General features: G+C 69.9%; 28 protein-coding genes. 15 read left to right on the forward strand and 13 right to left on the reverse strand.

Annotated elements, in window-relative coordinates:
* Positions 1-11: 11 nt before the first annotated feature.
* Complete coding sequence (locus CLV92_RS18260; protein WP_211291262.1) at positions 12-854, forward strand: alpha/beta hydrolase; 843 nt, start codon at positions 12-14, stop codon at positions 852-854.
* A 178-nt stretch (positions 855-1,032) separates the two neighbouring features.
* A complete protein-coding gene (locus CLV92_RS18265) occupies positions 1,033-1,368 on the forward strand; it encodes a hypothetical protein (RefSeq protein ID WP_104435140.1) in 336 nt (111 codons plus the stop codon).
* 87 nt (positions 1,369-1,455) lie between these two features.
* Here CLV92_RS18265 and CLV92_RS18270 read toward each other — a convergent pair whose 3' ends face one another.
* From CLV92_RS18270 to CLV92_RS21655, 4 genes are all read right to left on the reverse strand, one after another.
* On the reverse strand, positions 1,456-1,782 hold the full coding sequence (locus CLV92_RS18270) for a hypothetical protein (protein ID WP_146099637.1): 327 nt from the start codon (positions 1,780-1,782) through the stop codon (positions 1,456-1,458).
* Positions 1,783-1,948: 166 nt separating this feature from the next.
* Complete coding sequence (locus CLV92_RS18275; RefSeq protein ID WP_211291263.1) at positions 1,949-2,599, reverse strand: HAD family hydrolase; 651 nt, start codon at positions 2,597-2,599, stop codon at positions 1,949-1,951.
* A 125-nt stretch (positions 2,600-2,724) separates the two neighbouring features.
* Positions 2,725-3,264, reverse strand: a complete 540-nt coding sequence (locus CLV92_RS18280; protein WP_104435144.1) for a GNAT family N-acetyltransferase — start codon at positions 3,262-3,264, stop codon at positions 2,725-2,727.
* 137 nt (positions 3,265-3,401) lie between these two features.
* Positions 3,402-3,578 (reverse strand): hypothetical protein, encoded by a 177-nt coding sequence (locus CLV92_RS21655; RefSeq protein ID WP_158257327.1) that lies wholly within the window; start codon positions 3,576-3,578, stop codon positions 3,402-3,404.
* Positions 3,579-3,890: 312 nt separating this feature from the next.
* Here CLV92_RS21655 and CLV92_RS18290 point away from each other — a divergent pair, with 312 nt between their 5' ends.
* Together CLV92_RS18290 and CLV92_RS18295 are read left to right on the forward strand one after the other, a co-directional pair.
* Positions 3,891-4,346, forward strand: a complete 456-nt coding sequence (locus CLV92_RS18290) for a GNAT family N-acetyltransferase (protein WP_104435201.1) — start codon at positions 3,891-3,893, stop codon at positions 4,344-4,346.
* 182 nt (positions 4,347-4,528) lie between these two features.
* Positions 4,529-4,897 (forward strand): hypothetical protein, encoded by a 369-nt coding sequence (locus CLV92_RS18295; RefSeq protein WP_146099638.1) that lies wholly within the window; start codon positions 4,529-4,531, stop codon positions 4,895-4,897.
* A gap of 20 nt (positions 4,898-4,917) precedes the next feature.
* Here CLV92_RS18295 and murJ read toward each other — a convergent pair whose 3' ends face one another.
* Entirely contained in the window at positions 4,918-6,531 is a 1,614-nt protein-coding gene (murJ, locus tag CLV92_RS18300) for a murein biosynthesis integral membrane protein MurJ (RefSeq protein WP_104435150.1), read from the reverse strand.
* Between the two features lie 424 nt (positions 6,532-6,955).
* On the opposite strand from murJ, the gene CLV92_RS18305 reads away from it, so the two are divergent.
* Positions 6,956-7,312 (forward strand): hypothetical protein, encoded by a 357-nt coding sequence (locus CLV92_RS18305; RefSeq protein WP_146099639.1) that lies wholly within the window; start codon positions 6,956-6,958, stop codon positions 7,310-7,312.
* Positions 7,313-7,401: 89 nt separating this feature from the next.
* On the opposite strand, the gene CLV92_RS18310 is transcribed toward CLV92_RS18305, so the two are convergent.
* A complete protein-coding gene (locus CLV92_RS18310; RefSeq protein ID WP_104435153.1) occupies positions 7,402-7,788 on the reverse strand; it encodes a hypothetical protein in 387 nt (128 codons plus the stop codon).
* A 373-nt stretch (positions 7,789-8,161) separates the two neighbouring features.
* On the opposite strand from CLV92_RS18310, the gene CLV92_RS18315 reads away from it, so the two are divergent.
* From CLV92_RS18315 to CLV92_RS18330, 4 genes are all read left to right on the forward strand, one after another.
* Positions 8,162-8,740 (forward strand): hypothetical protein, encoded by a 579-nt coding sequence (locus CLV92_RS18315; RefSeq protein WP_146099641.1) that lies wholly within the window; start codon positions 8,162-8,164, stop codon positions 8,738-8,740.
* Positions 8,741-8,883: 143 nt separating this feature from the next.
* Positions 8,884-9,399 (forward strand): RNA polymerase sigma factor, encoded by a 516-nt coding sequence (locus tag CLV92_RS18320; protein ID WP_245886958.1) that lies wholly within the window; start codon positions 8,884-8,886, stop codon positions 9,397-9,399.
* Between the two features lies 1 nt (position 9,400).
* Positions 9,401-10,852: a Kelch repeat-containing protein gene (locus CLV92_RS18325; RefSeq protein WP_146099642.1), complete on the forward strand. Its 1,452-nt coding sequence runs from the start codon at positions 9,401-9,403 to the stop codon at positions 10,850-10,852.
* A gap of 315 nt (positions 10,853-11,167) precedes the next feature.
* Complete coding sequence (locus CLV92_RS18330) at positions 11,168-11,512, forward strand: VOC family protein (RefSeq protein WP_104435160.1); 345 nt, start codon at positions 11,168-11,170, stop codon at positions 11,510-11,512.
* Positions 11,513-11,705: 193 nt separating this feature from the next.
* Here the strand turns inward: CLV92_RS18330 and CLV92_RS18335 are convergent, their stop codons facing one another.
* Positions 11,706-12,362: a hypothetical protein gene (locus CLV92_RS18335; RefSeq protein ID WP_104435162.1), complete on the reverse strand. Its 657-nt coding sequence runs from the start codon at positions 12,360-12,362 to the stop codon at positions 11,706-11,708.
* 224 nt (positions 12,363-12,586) lie between these two features.
* Positions 12,587-13,138 carry a barstar family protein gene (locus CLV92_RS18340; RefSeq protein WP_158257328.1) on the reverse strand — a complete coding sequence of 184 codons (552 nt, stop codon included), beginning with the start codon at positions 13,136-13,138 and terminating at the stop codon, positions 12,587-12,589.
* Between the two features lie 236 nt (positions 13,139-13,374).
* Here CLV92_RS18340 and CLV92_RS18345 point away from each other — a divergent pair, with 236 nt between their 5' ends.
* On the forward strand, positions 13,375-13,908 hold the full coding sequence (locus CLV92_RS18345; RefSeq protein ID WP_146099643.1) for a hypothetical protein: 534 nt from the start codon (positions 13,375-13,377) through the stop codon (positions 13,906-13,908).
* Positions 13,909-14,049: 141 nt separating this feature from the next.
* Here the strand turns inward: CLV92_RS18345 and CLV92_RS18350 are convergent, their stop codons facing one another.
* From CLV92_RS18350 to CLV92_RS18360, 3 genes are all read right to left on the reverse strand, one after another.
* Entirely contained in the window at positions 14,050-14,418 is a 369-nt protein-coding gene (locus tag CLV92_RS18350) for a hypothetical protein (RefSeq protein WP_104435168.1), read from the reverse strand.
* A gap of 167 nt (positions 14,419-14,585) precedes the next feature.
* Entirely contained in the window at positions 14,586-15,116 is a 531-nt protein-coding gene (locus CLV92_RS18355; RefSeq protein ID WP_104435203.1) for an RNA polymerase sigma factor, read from the reverse strand.
* Positions 15,117-15,163: 47 nt separating this feature from the next.
* On the reverse strand, positions 15,164-15,790 hold the full coding sequence (locus CLV92_RS18360; RefSeq protein WP_146099644.1) for a hypothetical protein: 627 nt from the start codon (positions 15,788-15,790) through the stop codon (positions 15,164-15,166).
* A gap of 271 nt (positions 15,791-16,061) precedes the next feature.
* Between CLV92_RS18360 and CLV92_RS18365 the strand changes: the two genes are divergently transcribed.
* Positions 16,062-17,048, forward strand: coding sequence for an RNA-binding protein (locus tag CLV92_RS18365; RefSeq protein WP_104435171.1), 987 nt, complete (start codon positions 16,062-16,064; stop codon positions 17,046-17,048).
* Between the two features lie 104 nt (positions 17,049-17,152).
* The gene (locus CLV92_RS18370; RefSeq protein WP_158257329.1) at positions 17,153-17,521 is read left to right on the forward strand and encodes a nuclear transport factor 2 family protein; all 369 of its coding nucleotides are present in this window, start codon (positions 17,153-17,155) and stop codon (positions 17,519-17,521) included.
* Between the two features lie 116 nt (positions 17,522-17,637).
* Here the strand turns inward: CLV92_RS18370 and CLV92_RS18375 are convergent, their stop codons facing one another.
* Positions 17,638-18,033, reverse strand: a complete 396-nt coding sequence (locus tag CLV92_RS18375) for a hypothetical protein (protein ID WP_104435174.1) — start codon at positions 18,031-18,033, stop codon at positions 17,638-17,640.
* A gap of 138 nt (positions 18,034-18,171) precedes the next feature.
* Between CLV92_RS18375 and CLV92_RS18380 the strand changes: the two genes are divergently transcribed.
* The gene (locus tag CLV92_RS18380) at positions 18,172-18,723 is read left to right on the forward strand and encodes a hypothetical protein (RefSeq protein WP_146099645.1); all 552 of its coding nucleotides are present in this window, start codon (positions 18,172-18,174) and stop codon (positions 18,721-18,723) included.
* Positions 18,720-19,250, forward strand: a complete 531-nt coding sequence (locus CLV92_RS18385) for a hypothetical protein (protein ID WP_104435178.1) — start codon at positions 18,720-18,722, stop codon at positions 19,248-19,250. Before CLV92_RS18380 ends, CLV92_RS18385 begins: the two co-directional genes overlap by 4 nt.
* 103 nt (positions 19,251-19,353) lie before the next feature.
* Here the strand turns inward: CLV92_RS18385 and CLV92_RS18390 are convergent, their stop codons facing one another.
* The gene (locus CLV92_RS18390; protein WP_211291264.1) at positions 19,354-19,989 is read right to left on the reverse strand and encodes a TetR-like C-terminal domain-containing protein; all 636 of its coding nucleotides are present in this window, start codon (positions 19,987-19,989) and stop codon (positions 19,354-19,356) included.
* Between the two features lie 157 nt (positions 19,990-20,146).
* Between CLV92_RS18390 and CLV92_RS18395 the strand changes: the two genes are divergently transcribed.
* On the forward strand, positions 20,147-21,196 hold the full coding sequence (locus CLV92_RS18395) for an aldo/keto reductase (RefSeq protein ID WP_104435180.1): 1,050 nt from the start codon (positions 20,147-20,149) through the stop codon (positions 21,194-21,196).
* Positions 21,197-21,389 lie beyond the last annotated feature (193 nt).

Below are 21,389 nucleotides of genomic sequence, written 5' to 3' on the forward strand. Positions count from 1 at the left end.
AGGATCCAGGCGTGCCGCCCGAGCCGTACCGCCCGCTCCCGCTCGACCTCGATGACGTTCGCTACGCCCACGGGCCGGACTCGTCCCGCCGGCCTGACGTGCCCGTCGGCGAGACCATCGAGCTGCAGTGGGACCGCAGCACCGTCTACCCAGGGACGTCGCGGAAGGTCTGGATCCACGTCCCGGCCGGGCACGATCCCTCCCGGCCGGCCGCCCTGATGGTGTTCAACGACGGCTGGTGGTACCTCGACCCCGCCGCTGAGTGCCGCGGGGCGATCGTCTTGGACAACCTCGTCCACCGCGGCGTCATCCCCGCCACGATCGGAGTCTTCGTCGACCCCGGCGTCGTCGTCGGGGCGGAGCAGCCGAAGAACCGCAACGTGGAGTACGACGCCTTCGACGACCGCTATGCGACCTTCCTGCTCACCGAGATCATCCCGCTGGTCACTTCGCGGTACGCCGTCACCTACGACCCCGAGCAGTGGGGCATCTGCGGAGGCAGCAGCGGCGGCAACGCCGCCTTCACCGTCGCCTGGATGCGCCCGGACCGCTTCCGCCGCGCCGTGTGCTTCCTGTCCAGCTTCGCCCAGATGCCCGGCGGCAACCCCTACCCCGACCGCATCGCGCGCACCACGCCGAAGCCGCTGCGGATCTTCCTGCAGGCCGGGCACCGCGACCTGGGCTGGAACGAGCCGACAGGCAACTGGCTCGCGGAGAACCTGCGCGTGGCCGCCGCTCTGGCCGAGACCGGTTACGACTTCCGACTCGTCCTCGGCGACGGCGGCCACAGCCCCAACCACGGCGGCGTCCTGCTTCCCGACGCGCTGCACTGGACCCTGGCTCCACCCGGCTGAGCACCCCTGACGCCACCTGGGGCGCCTGACCAGTGCACGCTCATGCCGCTGATGGCGAGCGATCATGACGGGCCGCGGACGCACGACTTTGTCGAAGAGCGAGCGGTCGGACAGGGGGCAACGAGTAGCTGCAGCAGGGCCCTGCCTCGAACCGAGGTGCAGGTGAGACGCTCAGCCGGTGGAGGAGTCCTACCGCCCCGTCGCGCTGCGCGTCTTCGCTGAGTGGAGCGATCAGGACCCGGTATGGGACAGCGACCTCGACCACATGGGCACGGTCGACCCGACCGAGCTCGGCGCCAGTCCCGGGCTCGTCGAGCAGCTGCGGGCATGGAACAAGCGCTTCCACGCTCTGGGGTGGACCGACTACCGCTGGCCAGATGCCGAGCAGGAGCGAGCCTGGCAGCAGGAGGGCCTGCGCCTGGCCTACCAGCTGCAGAACGAGCTATCCGACATTGAGATCAGCTACGGCCACGACGGCGACGACCGGCCCCTGCGGCAACGCCGCGGACCTTGAGACAAGTGCCCAACATCCGACCACGCCGCCCTCAGTGCGCGATCATGGTGTCTTGGGGTGCACAAGGCGGGTAAGGGTGCGGCGGGGTCAGTCCTCATCCAGCGCATCTTCTAGTGCCGTCAAGACGTCCAGCCGCCACCATGCATCGATGCGCTGCAGCCAGGCGCCCGCCTGCTGCGGTCCTTCAACATCCTGGCCGGTGACCTTGACGGGCTCGGCCGCCGGCTCACCCACGCGACCGCCCTCACCGAAGACGCCTGCAGCGACCTGCTCATAGATCAGCTCCTGCTGTTCAGCGACCCAAGCTGCGGACCAGTCCTGCCGGCGAAGACGGCCGATCACTGACTCCTCGGCCTCCACCACGCTTCGCCAATCCGGCACCGCCACCGTGTGCGCTACGCCCTCGGCATCCACCCACACCGGTGATCACCCTCCAGTCGCCCTCGACTACGGCCGTCAACCACCCAGGGCGACCGCTTGCTACATGCTCGCTCATGACGCAGGTGGGGCGCGATCAGGGGGCGGCCGGCGACGTCCGACCATGCCGATCTGCGGATGTTCGGTGTCGTGACCTTCGCAGCTACCGCGAGGCGTCCAACCAGGTGCTGAGCAGCGGGACCACGGCCCGCAGGTCGCCTCCTTGGGCTTCGGCGTGGGCGGCGGCCCGCGCCGCGGGGGTGGCGTTGAAGGCGATGGCCAGATCCACTGCGGCGAAGAGCGGCAGATCGGAACGGCTGTCCCCGACAGCCGCGCAGCGCCCCGGAGCCACACCGAGCTCGGCGGCCACGCGCACCGCGAAGTCACGCTTGCCCGTCTCGTCGAAGTGCTCGGCGACCTCGCCGCTGTAGCGCCCGTCCATCACGTGCAGGCGAGGGCCGCTGGCATGGGTGAAGCCAAAGCGCTCACACAAGTAGGTCCCGACCGGCTCCCACGCCAGGGTGGTCAAGACCGGCGCCAGGTCCTGCTCCCGGCACCAGGAGACCGTCTCGGCGATGCCGTCCACCAGAGGCAAGGACTCCAGGAAGCCGCGCACCTGCGCAGGGGTCCATCCGGCCCAGCCGCGGGCGTCGAGGACGGAGACCTCCTGGTTGCTCAAGGTGCCGGCGGCGTAGCCGGCCTCCGCCTCGCGCACGACGTCGGCATGACCCAGCAGGTCCGCCAGGTGCTGCCCGCTGCTGGTCTGCGGGACCAGCGTCCCGTCGACGTCGAAGAACACCGCTCCACGCACCACACCCGAAGGCTACGGACCACCCGACGGCGCCCATGCCGTCACCGTGAACATCCGACTTCGCCGCGCTCAGGGCGCGATCATGACCGGCGGCCGTGTGCGCGGTCCGGGCCTGCCTGGCGTAGAGGTCAGTGCGGTCCGATGGCGTCAGCCTGCGGAAGCTCGTCGGGAGCGAGGTAGATGCGCACCTGGTGGCGGTGCCCGGTGGGGGTGAGCCAGTCCGCAGGGCGCAGGTCCACCAGCTTCCAGCCCAGACGCTCGTAGAGCTGGACCGCGGGTGCGCCGTCATCGACGACATCAAGCATGAGCTGCAGGCCCTGCGCGCTGGTCCACTGCTGCACCGCGTGCAGCAGGGCGCTGCCCAGCCGGAGACCGCGGCCGCGTGCGGCGGGAGCCACGAACAGGCGCGAGACCGCGGCCAGGTCGCCGGTGCTCACGCCGCAGAGGGCGGCCACGACAGGATCGTCGACGCCGCGCACGACGCTGACGTGGCCGAGGACGGCGCCGGTGGGGTCCTGCGCGACCCAGGCAGCTGCGCAACCGGGCGGACTGAGCCAGACGGCGGGGTCCTGCGGCCACCAGGTCGGGTAGCCGTCGGCCTCGTGCACTGCCCGCAGGGCCTCGACACACCCCGCGAGGTCGGCCTCACGGCGCCGGCGAATGATCACGCCTCCAGGATCCTCGCTCGCAGCGCCACCTCCGCGAGACCCCCACTTGCCAGCCAACGCCCCAAGGAACATCCGCATTTGCCGCCGTGCGGGCGCGATCACAGGCCGACGCCCTCCAGGAGGTACCGACAGGCAGCTCAGTCCTTGTCGGCTTCTTCCCTGAGGTGCGCTTGCCGCGCGGCATAGCGGTCTGGAAGGGAGAACAGCCCGACAACGCCGAGCGTCACGGCGAGCACTATCCCGAAGCCGAGCAGCTTGGACGGCAGCGCCTGGAGCCCGCCAGACCACAGCGACGCAAGTACGGAGACGCTCACCCAGCAGACGATGAGCACTAGAAGTCGAGCCGTGCGACTCCAACCACGGACTCTCGCTTGGGACCCTTCGCGGCCATCGACGCTGCTGCCCATCCGTTCATGGTCGCCGTCAGTCGGCACATTGCAATCCCACTCAGACGCTCGCTCACGCCGCGCTCAGGGCGCGATCACGGCCGCCCGCCGATCACCCACATAACGTCGAAGAGCGGAAGATCGTCATGTAGTCCGGTCGTGTCTTCTCCGCGCCCATACGATCACCGGATGGCTCCTGCGGTCGTCGTTCGCCGTGCCTTGGTCACCGATGCCCCGCACATGGCTCGCGTGCACGTGGAGTCCTGGCGGCAGACGTACCGCGGTCTCATGCCGGACTCGCTGCTGGATGATCCAGGACTCCTGACGGCCCGCGAACGCTTCTGGACCGGCGCCCTGACCGATGAGCGGTACAGCAGCAATCGAGTCGCCGTGGCCGAGCTCGACGGCGCCGTGGCCGGCATCGCGATGTCTGGCCCGGCCAGCGACGCGGACGCCACTTGGAGCTGGCAGCTGTACGTGCTCTACGTCGACGCCTCGCACCACGGCTCAGGCGCAGGACCCGCTCTGCTCGACGCTGTCCTGGACCCGCACGAGGCGACTGCCCTGTGGGTCGCGGACCCGAACTCCCGCGCTCAGGCCTTCTACCGCAGGCGCGGCTTCGTGCCTGACGGGCACACAAGAACGGGAAGCGGTGTGCGCGAGGTCAGGTACGTGCGCCGAGCGGGCACCTCGTAGACGTGCCCGCTCATGCCGCGCTGAGGGCGCGATCATGTCGGCGGCGTTGGCGGAGGGGGGACGTGCCCGCGATGGACCCCGCCTGCCACCGGATCACTCATAGGCACTGTGCGACGCGGTTGCACCGCGCGGTGACCATGACCTCGCTTCTCAGCTCATGAATGGCAGCGACACTGCTGCTCATGGAGACAGTCGTGGTGATCTGTCCAGGCGCCCGCTTTGGCCTGGAGGACCTTGCGCATGACCTCGACGGCTTCAACATCGCCCTCCACGGCGCGGTCCTGACTGTCAGCGAGGACGAGGGTGCCGCCTTCCTCGTCGAGGTCGACGACGTCGAGGCCGATGGAGTCTTTGAAGACTGGCCGGTGCAAACACGGCCGGAAGGCGCAGTCACCGTCTTCGCCTTGGACTCGCGCTCACCCACCTTGACGGTGCGGATCGTCCAGGCCCTAGCAGGGAAGCGAGCATTCCTGGTGGACACCAACCACGGGCGGGTCGTCAGCGGCGCTGCCCTGAACACCGCGATGCTGGCCGGCCAGGACGGCGGGTAGATCAAGGTCCGACCACACGCTCATGCCGCTGATGGGGCGCGATCATGGGGCGGCCGGCGACGCTCGTCCATGTCGAAGAGCGCTGTGTTGCTGGCGTGGTGAAGGGGTCCGTCACCGTCTCTTGGCGGTGGTCCGTGACCGTAGGGAGGTGCGGGCTTCGGGGACTCGCAGCAGCCTGATGAGCAAGGCGTAGCAGGCCAGGGCGGCGGTTCCGGCCGCAGCGGCCTGGAGGAGGGCGCCGCTCCACTCACTGGGCCCGTTGGTCTCGAGGAGAGCGGTGAGTGTGACTGCGAGGGCCGCAGCGGCAGCAGCGGCGGAGAGCAGCCGCACCAGCAGCGAGACGTACCCGGTCGTCGCCGCGACGGCGCCGCTCGAACCGTAGCCGCGATGGCACCGGTGGCCAGGGCGTAGGAGCGGGCCTCCACGGGCAGCAGCACCGCCAGGACCAGCTGGACGGTGACGAGGACTGTGACGACGGCGCACTGCACCAGGGCGGGGGTGCGGGTGTCGCGCTGGGCGTAGAAGGCCCGCGCCTGCAACTGGTAGACGCTGAAGGGCACCAGTCCCACGGCCAGGACTGCCAACACAGCGCCGACGTACTCCGCCTGGGCGGTGGTGGTGGCGCCGTGGGCGAAGAGGACAGTGGCGATCTGCGGCCCGCAGACGGCGCAGACCACCGTGATCGGCAGCAGCGCGATCAAGCACAGGCGCATCCCCCGGTCCAGGTCGGCCTTCACCTCGCCGAGTCGGCCGTGGGAAGCGGAGGCGCTCATCCGCGGCAGCAGGGCGGTCATGAGGGAGACAGCGATGATGGCGTGGGGAAGCTGCCAGAGGGTGAAAGCACTGGTGTAGGTGGGCAGCTGACCGGCAGCCGTGGCCAGCTGTGTCTGCACCCACACCCCGACCTGGGTGGCGGCGACGTAGAGCAGCGTCCAGGCCGCCATCCGCGCCAGGGCGCGTAGCCCGATGCCGCGCAGGTCGAAGCGCAGCCGCCAGCGGAAGCCCGTCGCCCGCAGCGCTGGCAGCAGCGCCGCCGCCATGGCCACCACGCCGAGGGTGGTGCCGATGGCGAGGGTGAGGAACTGCGCACCGCTGAGCGTGGCTGGTCCTGGACTCTCTGGGCCGGGGACGAGCAGGAAGATGCCGAGGGTGGCGATGACGACGACGTTGTTGAGCACCGGCGCCCACATGACCGCCCCGAAGCGGGCGGAGGCGTTCAAGACCGCGCCGACGGTGGCGGCCAGGCCGTAGAAGAGGATCTGTGGCAGGAAGTACCGCGCCCACTGCACCGTCAGCGCCACCTCGGCCGCATCGTGGCTGCGGGTGTACAGCCGCACCAGCCACGGCGCGGCCAGCACCGCCACCACCGTGACGCCCACCAGCACGACCAGCACCAGGGTCAGCAGCCGCTGCGCCAGCGCAAGCGCCGCACCCGGGCTCTGGCTGCGGGCCTGCACCAGCAGCGGCACCAGGGTGGCGGAGAGCACCCCACCCAGCAGCAGTTCGTAGACCACGTTGGGCAGCACGTTGGCCACGTCGAAGGCCTGCCGCACCGATCCCAGCCCCAGCACCGCAGCGAAGAGCAGCAGCCGGACGAAGCCCGTGGCACGAGAGGCGGCCGTGGCCAGGGCCATCCCCCGCGCCTGCCGCCCCAACCCCCCACCGACACCCCCGGCCGCAGAGGCCGCTCCAGCAGCAGCGCCGGACGCCTCACCATGAGCAGCTGCCGGCTTCTCCACCGCTGACGCCTCGCCCTGACTCACCCGCTACATCTTGGAGACCACGTCACCGCTCAGACGCCGTAGCGGCCTGCGTTGAGCCACCTCCCCAACATCGGCACAGGACGTCCTCAGTGCGCGATCTTGACCAACGGATGAACGCGCGCCTTTGCCGATCTGCGGATGGTGCAGGGTGGAGCCGAAGAGCAGGCCGGACCGTCGGAGGTGGATGTCGATGCGCTCGTCTTCACGGTCCGCGCCGCCCCTCATGGCGGTCGTTGCCTTGGTGCTGGGCGCCTGCTCCCCGCACCCTCACGACACGGACGACTTCCGGTGGACGGTGAACGGTCCCCTGGTCATCTCCCACGGTGAGAGCGCCACCGCCGCAGATGCCAAGGTCGCCGGGGTGGTGGGCTATGACGGCCGTTGCGTGACCGTGGCTGACCGGCCCGTGGTGTGGCCTGAGGGCACGACCTGGGATGAGAAAGACCAGGCCGTGGTCTTGCCTGATGGCACCCGCGCCCCCGTCGGCTCCGTCATCGAGGGTGGCGGTGGCTATCGGCAGCCTGACCCCGCACCTCAAGGCAGCGACGAGGGCGTCGTGCCGATGCTGGAGGCGTGCGCCGGCCCCACTGGCGAGGTGGCGGTCCTCAACCTCGCCAGCAGCCCCACAGTGGTGCCTGAGCCACCAGGCTGATCACCAGGTGATCTACCGCTCACGCCGCCCTCAGTGCGCGATCATGGCGGTCCGCGACGTCCTCATCCGCCGGTGGCTGGACCTGCGCGTCAGCTCTCGGACAGCTCGAAGCCGTGCTGCTCGCGGAAGGTCCGGGAGGCATCGTCGTCGAGCCAGTGCACTTGCCACTGTTCGCCGAGGAAGGTGAAGAGGCCGCGGTCGAAGTCGTTCAGGGTCTCCGCCAGGTCCTCGCCGGAGGAGAGGAAGTCGCTGCTCCACTGGCCGTCTTCCATCCAGTGACCTTCGAGGTGGAACTGCGGTGGGGACCAGCGTCGCCACCACAGGTGCCCACCGGTGTGGGTCCAGTAGGCGATGACCCGGCAGTAGAGCATCGCCTCGCGGCCGTCGGCGTGGCGTAGGTGCGCTGCCCGGTCCCGGCACGCCTCGAGACGCCTGTCGTACGGGGGATTCTCATGGGCCGGCGGCTTCCAGGGCACACCTCGATGCTCTCAGGCTCAACATCCGACTTTGACGCGCTGCGGGCGCGATCATGGCGCCCGCCGGACGCACGCCTTTGTCGAATTGAGGACGTTGTCCTGATCTCTTGGTCTGAGAGGTCAACCGATGATCGTCTTCGTGCGTGTCACTCCCATGAGACGTAGCGGTAGGGCGATCAGGCACCACGTGACGCTGGTGGTGGCCGTCTCGATGCTGGCGACAGGCTGCGCCACGGGCGGCGCTTCGGAGCTCCCTGGCGCGACGGTCTCGGAGCCGACTCCTCTCTCCGGTAGCGCCGCGTCTTCCACCGTGTCCCTGGCTGCGCCGTCTTCCGGGGGGTCCCTTCCCGAGTCGAGCGCCCCCGCACGAGACGTGACGATCACCTACCAGGACGGCACGACGGTCACCTGGCGCGGCCCCGCCCACGGGAAGGGCTGGACAGCGGAGGCGGACTACGAGGACGAGTCCCCCAGTGGTCCGGGGACCGCCTGGGGGCAGCGGCTGAGCACCTGGGACCGCACGATGCGCGATGAGATCTTCGGCGGTGGATTCAGCGAGGATCGGGGAGTCCTCCTCGGGCAGGACGGGCAGCTCTCCTACGCCCGCTCGATCGGGAACTTCGGCTCTCTCATCTGGGCCCAGGGGCCGGAGATGGGCTGGGTCGACCTCGACCCGTGCTCGCAGTGGCCGGCTTCCCCCACGTCAGCCGAGCTCCGTGCTGGGACCGTGTGCCAGGTGCTGACCATCGACGGACACCCTGTGGTGACCGCGGAGTACCGCTTCGACCAGACCTTGCATCCCGACCGCACACCGGAGTCGCCGACAACCACCGTCTTCACGGTGCGCCCCGACGGCGTCGCCGTCCGTCTCTGGCTGAGCCGCGCGGACGGCGTGCCCACTCTCAGCAGTGAGGACCTCGCCAGGGCAGCCCTCACCCTCCCCCCGCCCTGACGAGCATCCGACTTCGATGCCGGTGGGGCACGTTCATGACCGTCGTCTCCAGCCCGATCCAGATCGGTGCAGTCGGGGATGCAACCTTTGGTGGTGCTGTGCGTCTTGAGGATGTGGGAGCCAACGTGGGGGCGGCGGGGCCGGTGCTAAGCCCGGCCGAGCTGCTCGACGTCGAGGCGAGTGAAGTGGAGCAGGACTACCGCGACCTCTTCACCGCCCACTTCGTGCCCCTGACCCGCCTGGCGCGGCTGTGCGGGGCCGATGACCCCGAGGACATCGCCCAGGAGGCGCCGGCACGTCTGCACCAGCGGATGCACCGGCTACAGGACCCGGCAGCGGCCCTGGCCTACGCCCGCCGCAGCGTCATCAACCTCTCCACCTCACGGCTGCGCCGCCTGCTCCTGGAGCGGCGCACCCCGGGCGAGATCCCCCGGGAGGTGCCGTCTCCGGAGACGCAGGTGCTCACCGAGCAGCGTCGCCTCGCCCTGCACGCCGCGCTGCAGCAGCTGCCGGCCCGTCAGCGCCACGCTCTGCTGCTGCGGTACTGGCTAGACCTGCCGGTGGTCGAGGTGGCCGCTGTCCTGGACTGCCGGGTGGGCAGCGCCAAGTCGATCCTGTCCCGCGCCCACGCGGCGCTGTCCCGAGCCGTGGAGCCCTGACATGCCCACCCCGCGCAGCCCACACGACGCCCATCGCGATGCTCACTCCGACATTGAGGAGGGTGTGGGCCTGCGCGAGGACCTGCGCCAGGACCTGCACGTCATCGCCGCCGCCGCCCGCACCACCGGCACCGGCGCATCCGGTGGCGCCAGGCCGCCGGCCGGGGCGTGGCTGGACAACCGTGACCGCATCAGCGCCCACGCCCGCCGACGTCGCCGGCGCAGGCTGCTGGCCGCTCCGGTGGCGGCCGCGGTCCTGCTCGCCGGTGGCGGCCTGGCCGCGCAGCAGTGGTGGCCCAACACCCCGACCACCCGCACCGCACCCGCCGGCATGGAGGACTCCAGCGTGCCGCTGACCTCCTGGCGGTGGGCGCCCCTGCCCGCGCCTCCGCTCGCACCGCGCTCGTGGGTGGTGACCGCATGGACGGGCAGCGAAGCGCTCTTCCTCGGCGGATCCACCAAGCCTTGCCCCCCGAGCCGTGAGGGAATGTGTTCGGTCCGCCCAGACGACGGCTTCTCCCAGCGTGACGGGATGGCCTACAACCCGGCCACCGGGGGCTGGCGGAGCACCGCACCCGCCCCGCAGCCGATCATCGCCATCACTCCGCACACAACGATCGGGGATCGGGTCTACGTCCTCACCCAGGACGCGGTGCTCGTCTATGACGCCGCCGAGGACTCCTGGGGCGACTTGCCCCTGCCTCCGGAGTACCCGTTCCGCTCCGGCGCAGAAGTCTCCCTCGTCCCCTTCGACGGCAAGCTCGTGGCGCTGGCCCCTACTTCCCTGTCTGTTCCTGACGACCCCCAGCTGGAACTGATCCACGCCGTCTACGACCCCGCTGACGGCGACGACGGAGAGTGGACACCCCTACCCGATGATCCACTCGACGCGGACAGTCGGGTCGGCCTCGACACCCCGCACGGGCTGCTGTTGCTGGGAACCGACAACGAGCGCTACACCCCTGGAGAGCCCCCGCCGCTGGTGCGGGCAGCGCTGCTGGACCCGACGACCTCCACCTGGCGGCGCCTCCCCGACAGCGACCAGCTCAACGGCTACCACTGGACCTGGACCGGCAGCCGCGCCATCGACGCCACCCCCGGCGCCTCCATGGGCAGTGACAACGTCTACGGCCGCCTCATTCCCAACGGCGGCGCCCTCACCCTGCCCGAGGGCACCTGGAGCCCACTGCCCGAAGCCCCCGGCAACGGATGGCCTCAGACCGGATGGCCCGTCGAAGCCACCGGCGGAGCCCGTGGCGCCACCAACGGCTTCCTCTACGACGACACCACCCAGACCTGGATCACCCTGCCCCCGCCGAAGCCAGACCTCACCGAGCACGCACCAGGCCCCGCGGTATGGACCAGCCACGGACTCGTCGTCCTCGGCAGCGGCACCTTCCCCAAGGCCACCGACCCCGCCCGCACCGCCTGGATCTTCCAACCCCCACGCTGAACCGGGCTTCCCGGAACTAGCAGGAGCCCTCCGCCACCCATCCAGGACACCTGCCAGGTACTAACCACCACACCACCCAGCGTCCGACTTCGCCGCTGGTGGGGCGCGATCATGGTGACCGCTAGACGTCCTCAGGTGCCGAGATTCGGACGGTGTCGAACCGAGAGGGGTCAACTTTCGCAACGTGGCGGGCGGACGGACTAGCGGTCACCGCTTGGCCGGTCGAGAGACGCGCGGCGGTGGGCGAGGAGCCTCGACAGCGGCCCCGCCGTCCTCCCAGACTGCTCCCCCGTGACCATGCCCCGGGTGAACGCCGTGACCTTTCTCGTACGCACCGGCGACGGCCCCGATGCCGTCGCCTGGTACTCCCGACTGCTGGGCCGGGGCCCCGACGTGAGCCCCCTGGCGGACTTGCACGAGTGGGAGCTCGTCCCCGGCGCCTGGCTGCAGGTGGCCACGGGCGCCGCCGGCGTGACGCCATCCTCCTTCCGCGTGCGCTTCGGAGTGGCGGACCTGACCGCCGCCATCACTGCCGCCCGAGACCTCGGGGTCGCGGTCAAGGACCCCGAGGTACTGCCGGGCACAGTGGCCTGGACCGACCTCAGCGACCCCTGGGGCAACCCCCTGGGCCTGTTCCAGGAGCTGGCCGGGTCTAGCTGAAGGACTCAGCCCGACTGGTCGCCAGTACGCAATTGCACGAGGAACGCGCAGAGCGCCTTGCACGTCAGTGCGCCGTCCGCTGGCCCGACACGTCCGGTCATGCCGCGCTGAGTGCGCGATCATGGGGGTGGCGACACGCACTCACATGCCGATGTGCGGATGCATGGGCGACGTCGTTGTAGGCCCGGTTGAGTCAAGTCAGGACGCCGTCGTGGAGGAGCAGCTGGACGGCTGCGCTGGGATCGCGCTTGGTGGTGACTATGGCGCGTACGTCGCGGCCTCCTCGGCGCAGGGTCCACGACAGCTGCGCCAGGCCGTAGGTGTCCACCTGCACCCCGAGGTGGACGCCGGCGACTTCCACGACGGTGAAGCTGCGTCGGTCATCGCGCTCGTTGCGGCAGCGCACCGCGGCCGTCCATGGGTGGCCGGCGTAGGGCTCGTGCAGCCACAGGAAGGTGGCGCCCCGGGAGAGAGCGTCGCCGGACTGCGCCTTCTCCCAGGGCAGGTCCACCGGAAGGTAGAACACGGCGACCGGCAGCGCGCATGGGTCGCCGGACCGCCTCGACTCCGAGGGCTTGCCGTTGTGGCCGTGCACCGCGAAGTGCTCCCGCACGGCGTCGGCGGCCAGGCTGGGCAGGGTGGGTGGGTCGAAGCCGAGGCGGTGCCAGACCGCGGACCTGGGCACCACGGCCCAGTCGTGGTCCAGATGACCTGGCGACCTCGACTGACCCCGGTAGGACTCCGTCAGGGCGTCATCGGGGACCAGCGCGGCCAGGGAGGCCTGCACCTGCGGAGGCAGCGGCGAACCGGAGGACGGGCCCACCGCCTCGGGCGGGGGTGTCGAGGTCACCACCACACCTTGCCGCCCCGCCTCATGGAACGACAGCAACATCCGCAAACCGCCCTGCAGGCGCGATCATGGAAAGTCGAGGCCATCCGGCCGGGGTGGAAGTGCGGGCACTGGCTGCCCGCGGGCGATGCGTTCTGCCATCCCTCGGCGAGGCATGCGGGCAGCCACCGCTATGGGAGTAGGCAGGGTGAGGTGACAGGCGAGGCAGATGCAGACTTTAGAGCTCAGTGATCGCGGCCGGCCCCACCACGGCGCGATGGCAGGAACCGCTCGGCGTCGTTCCAGGCCGCCTCTACGGTGTCCAGTGGAGCCAGGTGCAGGTCTGGGTCGTCGGTTTGCGCCAGGCACAACATGCGGTGGCCGATCAGAGCGGCACCTCGCGCCTGCTGCGCGTACGCGCTGAGCAGGCCGTAAGCGAAGCGCTCCATTCGCTGCACGAGCACTTCGAGGTGCTTCACGACCAGCACGAACCCCGCAGCAGCAGGTGACGTCATGCCGTTGTAGGAGGCTAGGTCTGACAGGCAGTCGTTCAGCGCATCGAGATTGGCCCCGTAGTAGTCGGGAAAGTGCAGCGCCGAGGCCAGCTCTTGGTGTGCTACCGACTCGTTGTCCCAGCGTGAGGCATCAACGGTGATCAAGTCGTAGCCGGCCTCCACCAGCAGCTGACGAGCGCGATACAGGAGTGCGGCGCGATGGAAGAGCACCACTGGGCCCGCCAACGCCAGCTCGAAGTCGAACCCGCGAGTCATGAAGGCGCTGGAGTCGAAGGCGGCCACCAGCTCATCATCCATCCGGGAGCCGTCGCTGGAATGCGCGCTCATGACGCGGTGAGGGCGCGATCATGACCGCCTGAGCCCACATCAGTGATGTGTGCAGATTGCTGAGGCTCAGCATCACCCGATTGGGCGCTCAAGGCCGCGGGCTCAAGTACCGATGAAGCCGTGCCGATAGACGCGGAGTCGTCAGGCTCATGGAGCCACCGAATGACGCCCCACGTCGAAGAGGGATGTCGATGCCGACCTCGAAGCTGGCCGCCGCGCTGCTGGTTCTCGCCGTGCTCGGCGCCGGGTGCACCGCCTCGTCCGAGGAGAGCACCGACGCGGTGGCAGCGGCAGCACAGCCCTTGGCGACTGAGGCGGCCCTGCCGGCGATGCCGTCCACAGTGGACGGCCCCTTGATCACGTACGCGCGGCCCGCCCGTCCCGTCGTTCGAACTCTGGTAGCTCAGGGCGCGACGGTGACACTGGAGGGGAGCTGCCTCCTCGATGGCACGGGACCGACGGCGGCGCTGCTGGTCTGGAAGGCGGGCACCTCGTGGGACCCGAGTACTCAAGAGGTCGTGTTCTCGACAGGTCGCCGGATCAGCCTGGGTGCGTCGATCACCGTCAACGCGGAGCCGATCGTGGACCTGAATGAGTGGCTGAGCGACGAGGCCGAGCAGGCTGCCCGGGCCTGCGGAGGAGCGGACTATCCCTCGGACCCCAGCTCGGGCTACGACTTCGCGCATCGGCCTGACGCAGGACGCCGCGTCCTCCTCGGCGAGTGAACGCCGGCTCGTTCCGCCACGGTCCGGCCTTGGCCCCACCGGCACTCCACGCTCGCTCATGACGCGCTGCGGGCGCGATCATGTCGATGACCGAGCGTTTGGTGCGCCGCAGCAAAGGGCCTGACATCGGTCGCCCGTCACCTACTCGAGGTCTGCGGCGGTGACGACTGCTTCTTCCTGAGGGTCGAAGCAGACCAGGTCACGGGCGAGGGCGAGTTCCACGATGTCCCCCAGGGCGCGGTCAGCCCCGGAGAAGGTCATCGACAGGTACACGAAGGGACCGTGGGCGTCCTCAACCGACAAGCCAGCCGACCAGATGCCCTGCTCGTCGTCGGGATGCTGGGCGAGGACGGCCTCGATGAAGTCTTTGATGCGCGCAGTGGGCGGCGCCGACAGCTCCCCGGAGTCATCGCGAGCCTCGTCCACCTCAGCCCACCTCTCGAAGTGGGCCAGCACGGCCTCATCGTTCTCCGGCTGCGGTCCTTCCCACACGGCGAAGTCGTACGACATGGCACGAGCCTAGAAGCCGCCGCACCGTCAGCCCTGCACGCTTGGCGTCTGGCCACCAGCCCCGACGACCGCGCCATAGCCGTCCGCTCTTGACGCAGGTAGGGCGCGATCATGGGTGCTGTTCATGCTCGCTGATGCGCAGTGACCTGGACCGCCGCCGGTTGAGGTCACCGCGTAGCCAGCGAGTCGTCGCTGCTCCGGGTCCCGAGCCTCCGGGTCCCGAGCTCGGTAGCGAGAGTGGCCCGTGCTTTGGCGTAGCGACTGCGGGCGGTGGACGCCGGCACTGCGGTCAGGGTGGCCGCCTCGGTGAGGGAGAAGCCGTCCCAGTGCACGAGGGTGACCAGCTCGCGCTGCGCCTCAGGCAGGGCGGCGATGGCCTCGCGCACGGCCTCGGCCGCTTCTTCGGCTGCGCCGTGCACGGTGGGCAGGTTGCGGTGGTGCTCAACCAGCGCCGTGCGTAGCCGCTCGGTGAGGCTGGTCCGGCGCTGCTGGGCTCGGCGGTGGTTGGCCAGGACGTTGCGGGCGGTGACGAACAGCCACATGCGGGCGGCCTCGTCCTCGCCGGGAAGGTCGCCCACCCGCCGCCAGGCCGTCAGCAACGTCTCGCTGAGCAGGTCGGCGGCGTCCTCGACAGGGCTGGTGCGCCGTTCCAGGTAGGCGAGCAGGTCTCGCCCATGGGCCTCGACGAGTGCGTGCATCCGCTCCTCTGACGCGGCGGTGGTGCCGCGGCGGTTCCACAGACCGCTCACCGGGAGGCCGGGGTGCACTGGACGTCGCTGGAGATCGCGATGGGGTCGGCGTCCGGCTGCAGGTCCAGGTGCTCGATGGTCATCGCGGTGACGGTCTGCTCCAGGGCCCGGGTGGCGATCTTCCACTCCGGTGGGTTCAGCTCGCCTGCTTCGGCGAGCCACTTCCGCTGCTGCTCACGTTCGGCGGTGGTGTCGACAGCGGTCAGGTCCAGGCCCGCCAGGTAGCTCTCCGCGGCGGAGGTGGCAGGCGACTTCCCCCGCAACAGGTCCGTCTCGCCGATGTGTCCTCCAGCGTGGTGGACGTTCCAGCGGATCTCGCAGGTGCGCTGGTCTGCGGTGGTGATCGTGCTGGTCAGGTCCGGGTCAGCCACCCACCACGACCACGGCCCCTGCAGCCCGGCAGCCGCGGCCGCCACGGACCCGCCGGCCAGCGCCAGGACGACGCCTCCGGCGCCGAGGGCGACCTTGCGGCCGGTGCGGAGGCGACGGCGGGGCACCAGCACCAGCCGCGACGCCTCCGCACTGCGCAGCGACAGGACCCGCACCTCACGGTCGATCACAGCCGACGGGCCGCTCACCCGCGGGGAGGAAGCATCAAGCAGGTCATCCAACGAGTCGGTCACGGTCGTCCTCATCCTTCGATCTGGAGAGCATCGTCACCGACCACATGTCCCGAGCACGCATGAACGTCCACGCCCGACGCCACCAACCTCAGCTACACGCCGAACATCCGGTCATGCCGCAGGTGGGGCGCGATCATGAGCGGCCGGCGGACGCGCGACTTTGTCGAATTGAGTGCGTTCGTCCGGCCTGGTCTGATCTTGGTTGGTGGGCTCCTGGAGTGTGCGGGGCGCCGATGTGGAACGTGCAGGGCGCGAGTGGAGGTGGTCGGTGATGGGTCTGCCGTACGTGTGGAAGGTGACCAAGTACGACCCTCGGGACTGGAACGCCGACGGCACCTACGGCGGCCCGCAGGAGGAGGTCAGCGACCGCGGCCCGTTGGAGGCGGCCTACCTGCAGGCGCTGGCCGACTTTGCCGCCGACAGCGGCGTCACGCACCTGGAGGTCCGCAACCCCGGCGTCTTCCCCCGCCACGACGAGACCGGCGCTGGCCGGCAGGTGCTGGAGGACGTCTTCGGCCCGGACCTGGCCGGCCTCTACGACGGAGCCACCGTCGACATCGCCCAGGCCCAGCGGCTGGTGCAGGTGATGCTGCGGGAGGAGGGCTTGCACTGCTCCCTAGAGGCCGAGGGACGCTTCGTTGTCCACCTGGGCTGGGACCAGTACATGTACCTCAGCAGCCACCGCGCTTGCGAGGACGCCGTCGCCCGCACCGCCGCTGCCGGGCTCTTCCCGGTGCGCCTGCCCGCCTCCCCCTACGAGCCGGATGAGGACGACTTCCTGCAGGTCCCCGCCGATGAGGCGTTCTGGCAGCGCCTGGACGACCTCGTCCTGGACCGCGGCGAGGTCCTCATCGAGGAGGACCACCACAGCGGCCTCGGAGACACCATCTTTCACCGCCTGACCTCGCAAGACCTGCCCTCCGCAGCGCTGCAGTCGCGACTACACCCTCGCGCCATGCTCAGCGTCCACCCCGCACTGGAGCGTGACATTGCGGCCGTGGCCGCCCGCGCGGCCGCGGCGGTGGCCGACGACGACGTCAGCTTCCTCGTCTGGACGGACGCGGAGGGGCGGCTGCACCAGCACCTGCTGCGCGAGGAAGACGCTGACGTCGAGGGCCGGCTACGCGACGCCCGGACCGCCGCCTGGAAGCCGTTCGGCAGGGACGTCCTGGACCCCACCACCAAGCCCTTGCTGGAAGCGGCACTGCCCGACCCCGACGGCATCCTGCGCGCCCGCTGGCACCACATGCCCGAGTGAGCGCACACCCGAACATCCGACTCTGCCGCTGATGAAGCGCGATCATGAGCGTCAATGATCCGCAGGACACGTCTAGCCGCTGATGCGGGGGCAGAATGCGCAGTTTGGACGACACCGAGCTGGTCATCGGCCTGGAGAGGGCGCTGCTGTCGTCGGCCACGCGGCGCAACAGGCAGGAGGTCGATCGCCTCCTCGACGAGGACTTCGAGGAGATCGGCGCATCAGGCCGGCTGTGGTCGCGTAGCGAGATGATGCACGCCCTCGCTGCGGAGCCGCCCGGTGACGACCGCGTGATCCCCGACGCCGAGATGCGCGCCTGCGTCCTCAGCGCCGACCTGATCTTGCTGACCTACGTATCCGATCCTGATGGTCGGCGAGCTCACCGCTCTTCCCTATGGCGCCGCACCGCTACGGGGTGGCGACTACGACATCACCAGGGAACGTTGACGGGCATGCCAGGGCAAGAGCGGTGAGAGCCAGACATCCGACCATGCCGCCGGTCGCGCGCGATCATGGCGATGATCAATCGGCTCCTGTTGCGTCTCCGCCTGGCTCGCGGGCGTCAGCGGTCTCGAGGCCGGATTGAAAGTCAGCTGGTGCGTGGCTCTGCGGCCCGGTAGGCACGGTAGATGTCGCGGTCCTCCCAGGGCAGGGTGTAGACCTCCAGGACGGCCTCGTAGGCACGCCGCAGGCGATGATCCGTCGCCTCAACGAGCAGCTGACGAGCGGTTTGCTCGATCTCAGGCCACTGGAAGCGGTACATGCAGAACTGCATGACGTCCGTCGTGCCTGGCGGGTACTCGCGCAGGAGGCGCACGAAGCGCCGCTTGATCGCCGGCCATGCCTCCCGATGGTCGGCGAGGTAGTCCGCTAATGCCTGGAGGTCCGGCTCCAGGGCTTCCGCGCCGACGGTCCTGGGTTCCAGCTCAGCGATCCGCGCGAGCAGGGACTCCACCACCAGGCCAGCCTTCTCATCGCCGCCCATGACCTCATCGAAGCATGGCGCCCGGTCGAGCTGGCCAGCTGCAATCGCACACGCTCACGCCGCGCCGCGGACGTGATCATGGTCGTCGTTGGTGGCACGTCTCCACCAAGGTGCGAGCGGGAGGTGGATGCTGTGGGGATGCTCGATGAGGAGTGGCGGCCCTGGCCGCACTGGCCGTTCATCGTGGGCCTGGGGAAGATCGTTCATGGCCCTGCGCTGCTGTGCGCGGGTCCGGGTGTCGGGATGGGGGTGCGTTGCGTCTTCGCCTATCCCGAAGGCCTGATCGTCTCGTTCAGCGTGCGTGGCGTCGGTGACGCCGTCCGGCTCATCGGCTACGCCTCCCCCACTGCAGGCACGCCAGAGGTCGATCCCGACGACCCAGGACTGCCCCTCTCGGAGGTTCGGCTCGCCTTCACCGTCGACCGAAGGCACGTAGGCCTGACGGGCACCCCCCGCGGCAGGATCTTCAGCGGTGCCATGACCGGCGATCGGGATCCAGATCCGGTGCCCATCTATGAGCGCGACCTCGACGCCTGGGTCGCGCCCCTACCCCGCGACGGGCGTCTGCAGGTGCAGGCGGGCTGGCCAGAAGTCGGCCTGCCCCTCAGCACCACGATCCTTACCTTGCACGGTCTGGACGAGGTCCAAGACCCTGATCGCGCCCATGGCGCGGTGCAGGCACTGCGATGAGTCTCTACAACCCGAGGGAGCCGCTGTCGACGTGGCTGAGCCTGGGACACATCGTCCACGGCCCGGTCGTTCTGGCTCGTGCGCCCGGCGCCGTCATCGCCTTGCGGTGCATCTTCGCCTACCCCGACGGGCTGAAGGCCTGGCTGGTGGCTCACGCCCTCGATGCCGCCAGCGTCACCGACCCTGTCGCCATGGCGAAGGCCAGCGAAGCCGCCAGTCGCCCCGGCCACACCCGCCATGAGGAACTCACCGACGGGCAGCCACCCCCGTGGCCGGACGACCCGAGCATCCACGTCAGCGTCAACGGCCGGCGTCGCCGCCTGGGTGTGTGTGAGCGAGTCGATGAGCTGGCCGAGCCCGGCTCGAAGTACGTTGACTGCGACCTGCGTATCGACGAACTCCCCACCGACGGCCAGGTCACCTTCATCGTCTCCTGGGCCACCGTGCTCCCCGAGACCTCGACCACACTGCACCTGCCGGCCCTGAGCCAAGCAGCAGCCTCCGCGATCCCCCTCACCCAACCCTGAGCACCCACTGCTGCGAGTCATACGTCCGCCTTTTGCCGCAGGTAGGGCGCGATCATGGCTGTCGGGGAACTGCCGCGCACGTGCGGATCGGGTGGTGTGCCGGTCAGGGGCGGTAGGCCCCGGCGCGGGCTGCGGCGGTGGCCGTGGCGGCGGCATGCTCAGCATGGGTGGGATCGATGTCCTCGCCTGTGAGCAGACGGTGGTACAGGGGCGCGGAGACCGCGCGGATCACCTCTCGCGCGTCGGTGCCTGCGGGGAGCTCACCGCGCTCAACGGCCGCGTACACGCACGGCTCCCACTCGCTGATGCGGGCCTCGTAGAAGCGGCGCAGCGCCTCGGCGGTGTCGGTGTCGGTGAGTGCAGCGGCCAGGATCGCGCGGAAGAGGGCTCCTTGCCGGGCGTCGGTGAGGGTGCGCTGCACCAGGTGCGCGTTGGCCAGCAGGTCCCCGGCCAGGGAGCCGGTGTCGCTGCGCGGTGACGACTGCTCGGCCATGTCGGCCAGCAGGTCAGCGATCAGCGCGGGGACCGTTCGCCAGCGGCGGTAGACAGTCGTCTTGCCGATCCCGGCGCGGCGCGCGATGTCGGCGAGGTCCAGACGGGCGAGACCGACTTCGATGAGTGCATCCTCCGTCGCGCGCAGCGCAGCAGCCCGCACCCGTGCCGTGCGCCCGCCGGGGCGAGACGCGGCCGGCAGGCGGGCGGCACCGTCTGCCGCCATGTCGTCGACCCCCACAACCATAACGGCACTGTAGTCCCACTAGTCGCGGAGTCGTGTTACGGTGCGACGACTAACGGCACCATGGTCCCGTTAGTCAGGGGGCGTGTCCTCGCCCCCACCACGGAGCGAGGACGTCAGGAGCCGGTGGCGGCACCGGCGGCGGATGAAGGAGGCAGCGATGGAGCATCGACGTCTGGGCCGATCGGGACTGCAGGTGCCGATCTTGAGCTTCGGCACGGGCACCTTCGGCGGCAGCGGCCCGCTGTTCGGTGCGTGGGGGGACACCGATGCCCGCCAGGCCCGCCGGCTGGTCGACATCTGCCTGGAGGCCGGGGTAACGATGTTCGACACCGCCGACGTCTACTCCGACGGCGCCTCCGAGGAAGTCCTCGGCCAGGCCATCAAGGGCCGGCGCGACGACGTCCTGATCTCCACCAAAACCAGCCTGCCCACCGGTCCCGGCCCCCACGAGGCGGGCTCCTCGCGTCCGAGGCTGATCCGGGCCTGCGAGGACGCGCTGCGCCGGCTCGGCACCGACGTCATCGACCTCTTCCAACTGCACGCCTTCGACGCCGGAACGCCGGTGGAGGAAGTGCTGGCCACCCTCGACGACCTCGTGCGCGCCGGCAAGGTCCGCTACGTCGGGGTGTCCAACTTCTCCGGCTGGCAGCTGATGAAGTCCCTAGCCACCGCCGAGCGTCACGGCTGGCCCCGCTACGTGGCCCACCAGGTGTACTACTCCCTCATCGGCCGCGACTACGAGTGGGAGCTGATGCCGCTGGGGATCGACCAGCAGGTCGGGGCGCTGGTGTGGAGCCCGCTGGGCTGGGGCCGCCTCACCGGCAAGATCCGCCGGGGCCAGCCCCTGCCGGCGCAGAGCCGACTGCACGACACCGCCGACTACGGGCCCCCCGTCGACGACGAGCACGTGTACCGCGTCGTCGACGTCCTCGACGAGATCGCCGCCGAAACAGGCTCCAGCGTGGCGCAGATCGCCCTGAGCTGGTTGCTCTCCCGCCCCACGGTCTCCTCCGTGATCATCGGCGCCCGCACCGAAGAGCAACTGCGGCAGAACCTCGACGCCGCCGACCTCCGCCTCAGCCGCGAACAGGTCCAGCGCCTCGACGCCGCCAGTGCCACCACCGCCACCTACCCCTACTTCCCCTACCAGCGCCAGGAAGGCTTCGCCCGCCTCAACCCCTCACCGATTTCCGCCCTCGCGCCATGACGCGCCGGCAGCCCCGGGCGGCAAGGAGCCCAGCGAAGTCGACCGCGTCTGCTGCATGATCTGGTGACACCGACGAACATCCGACTTTGGCTCCCTTCTAAGTCAAGACGGGGTCTTGCGGGGCGGCAGTCGAGGTGGGGATGCTGGGTGTGGCGGGTCCGGGAAGTGACTTCTCCGAAGGGCCGGTGTGGGG

The sequence above is a fragment of the Kineococcus xinjiangensis genome (assembly GCF_002934625.1).
Lineage (GTDB): Bacteria > Actinomycetota > Actinomycetes > Actinomycetales > Kineococcaceae > Kineococcus_A > Kineococcus_A xinjiangensis.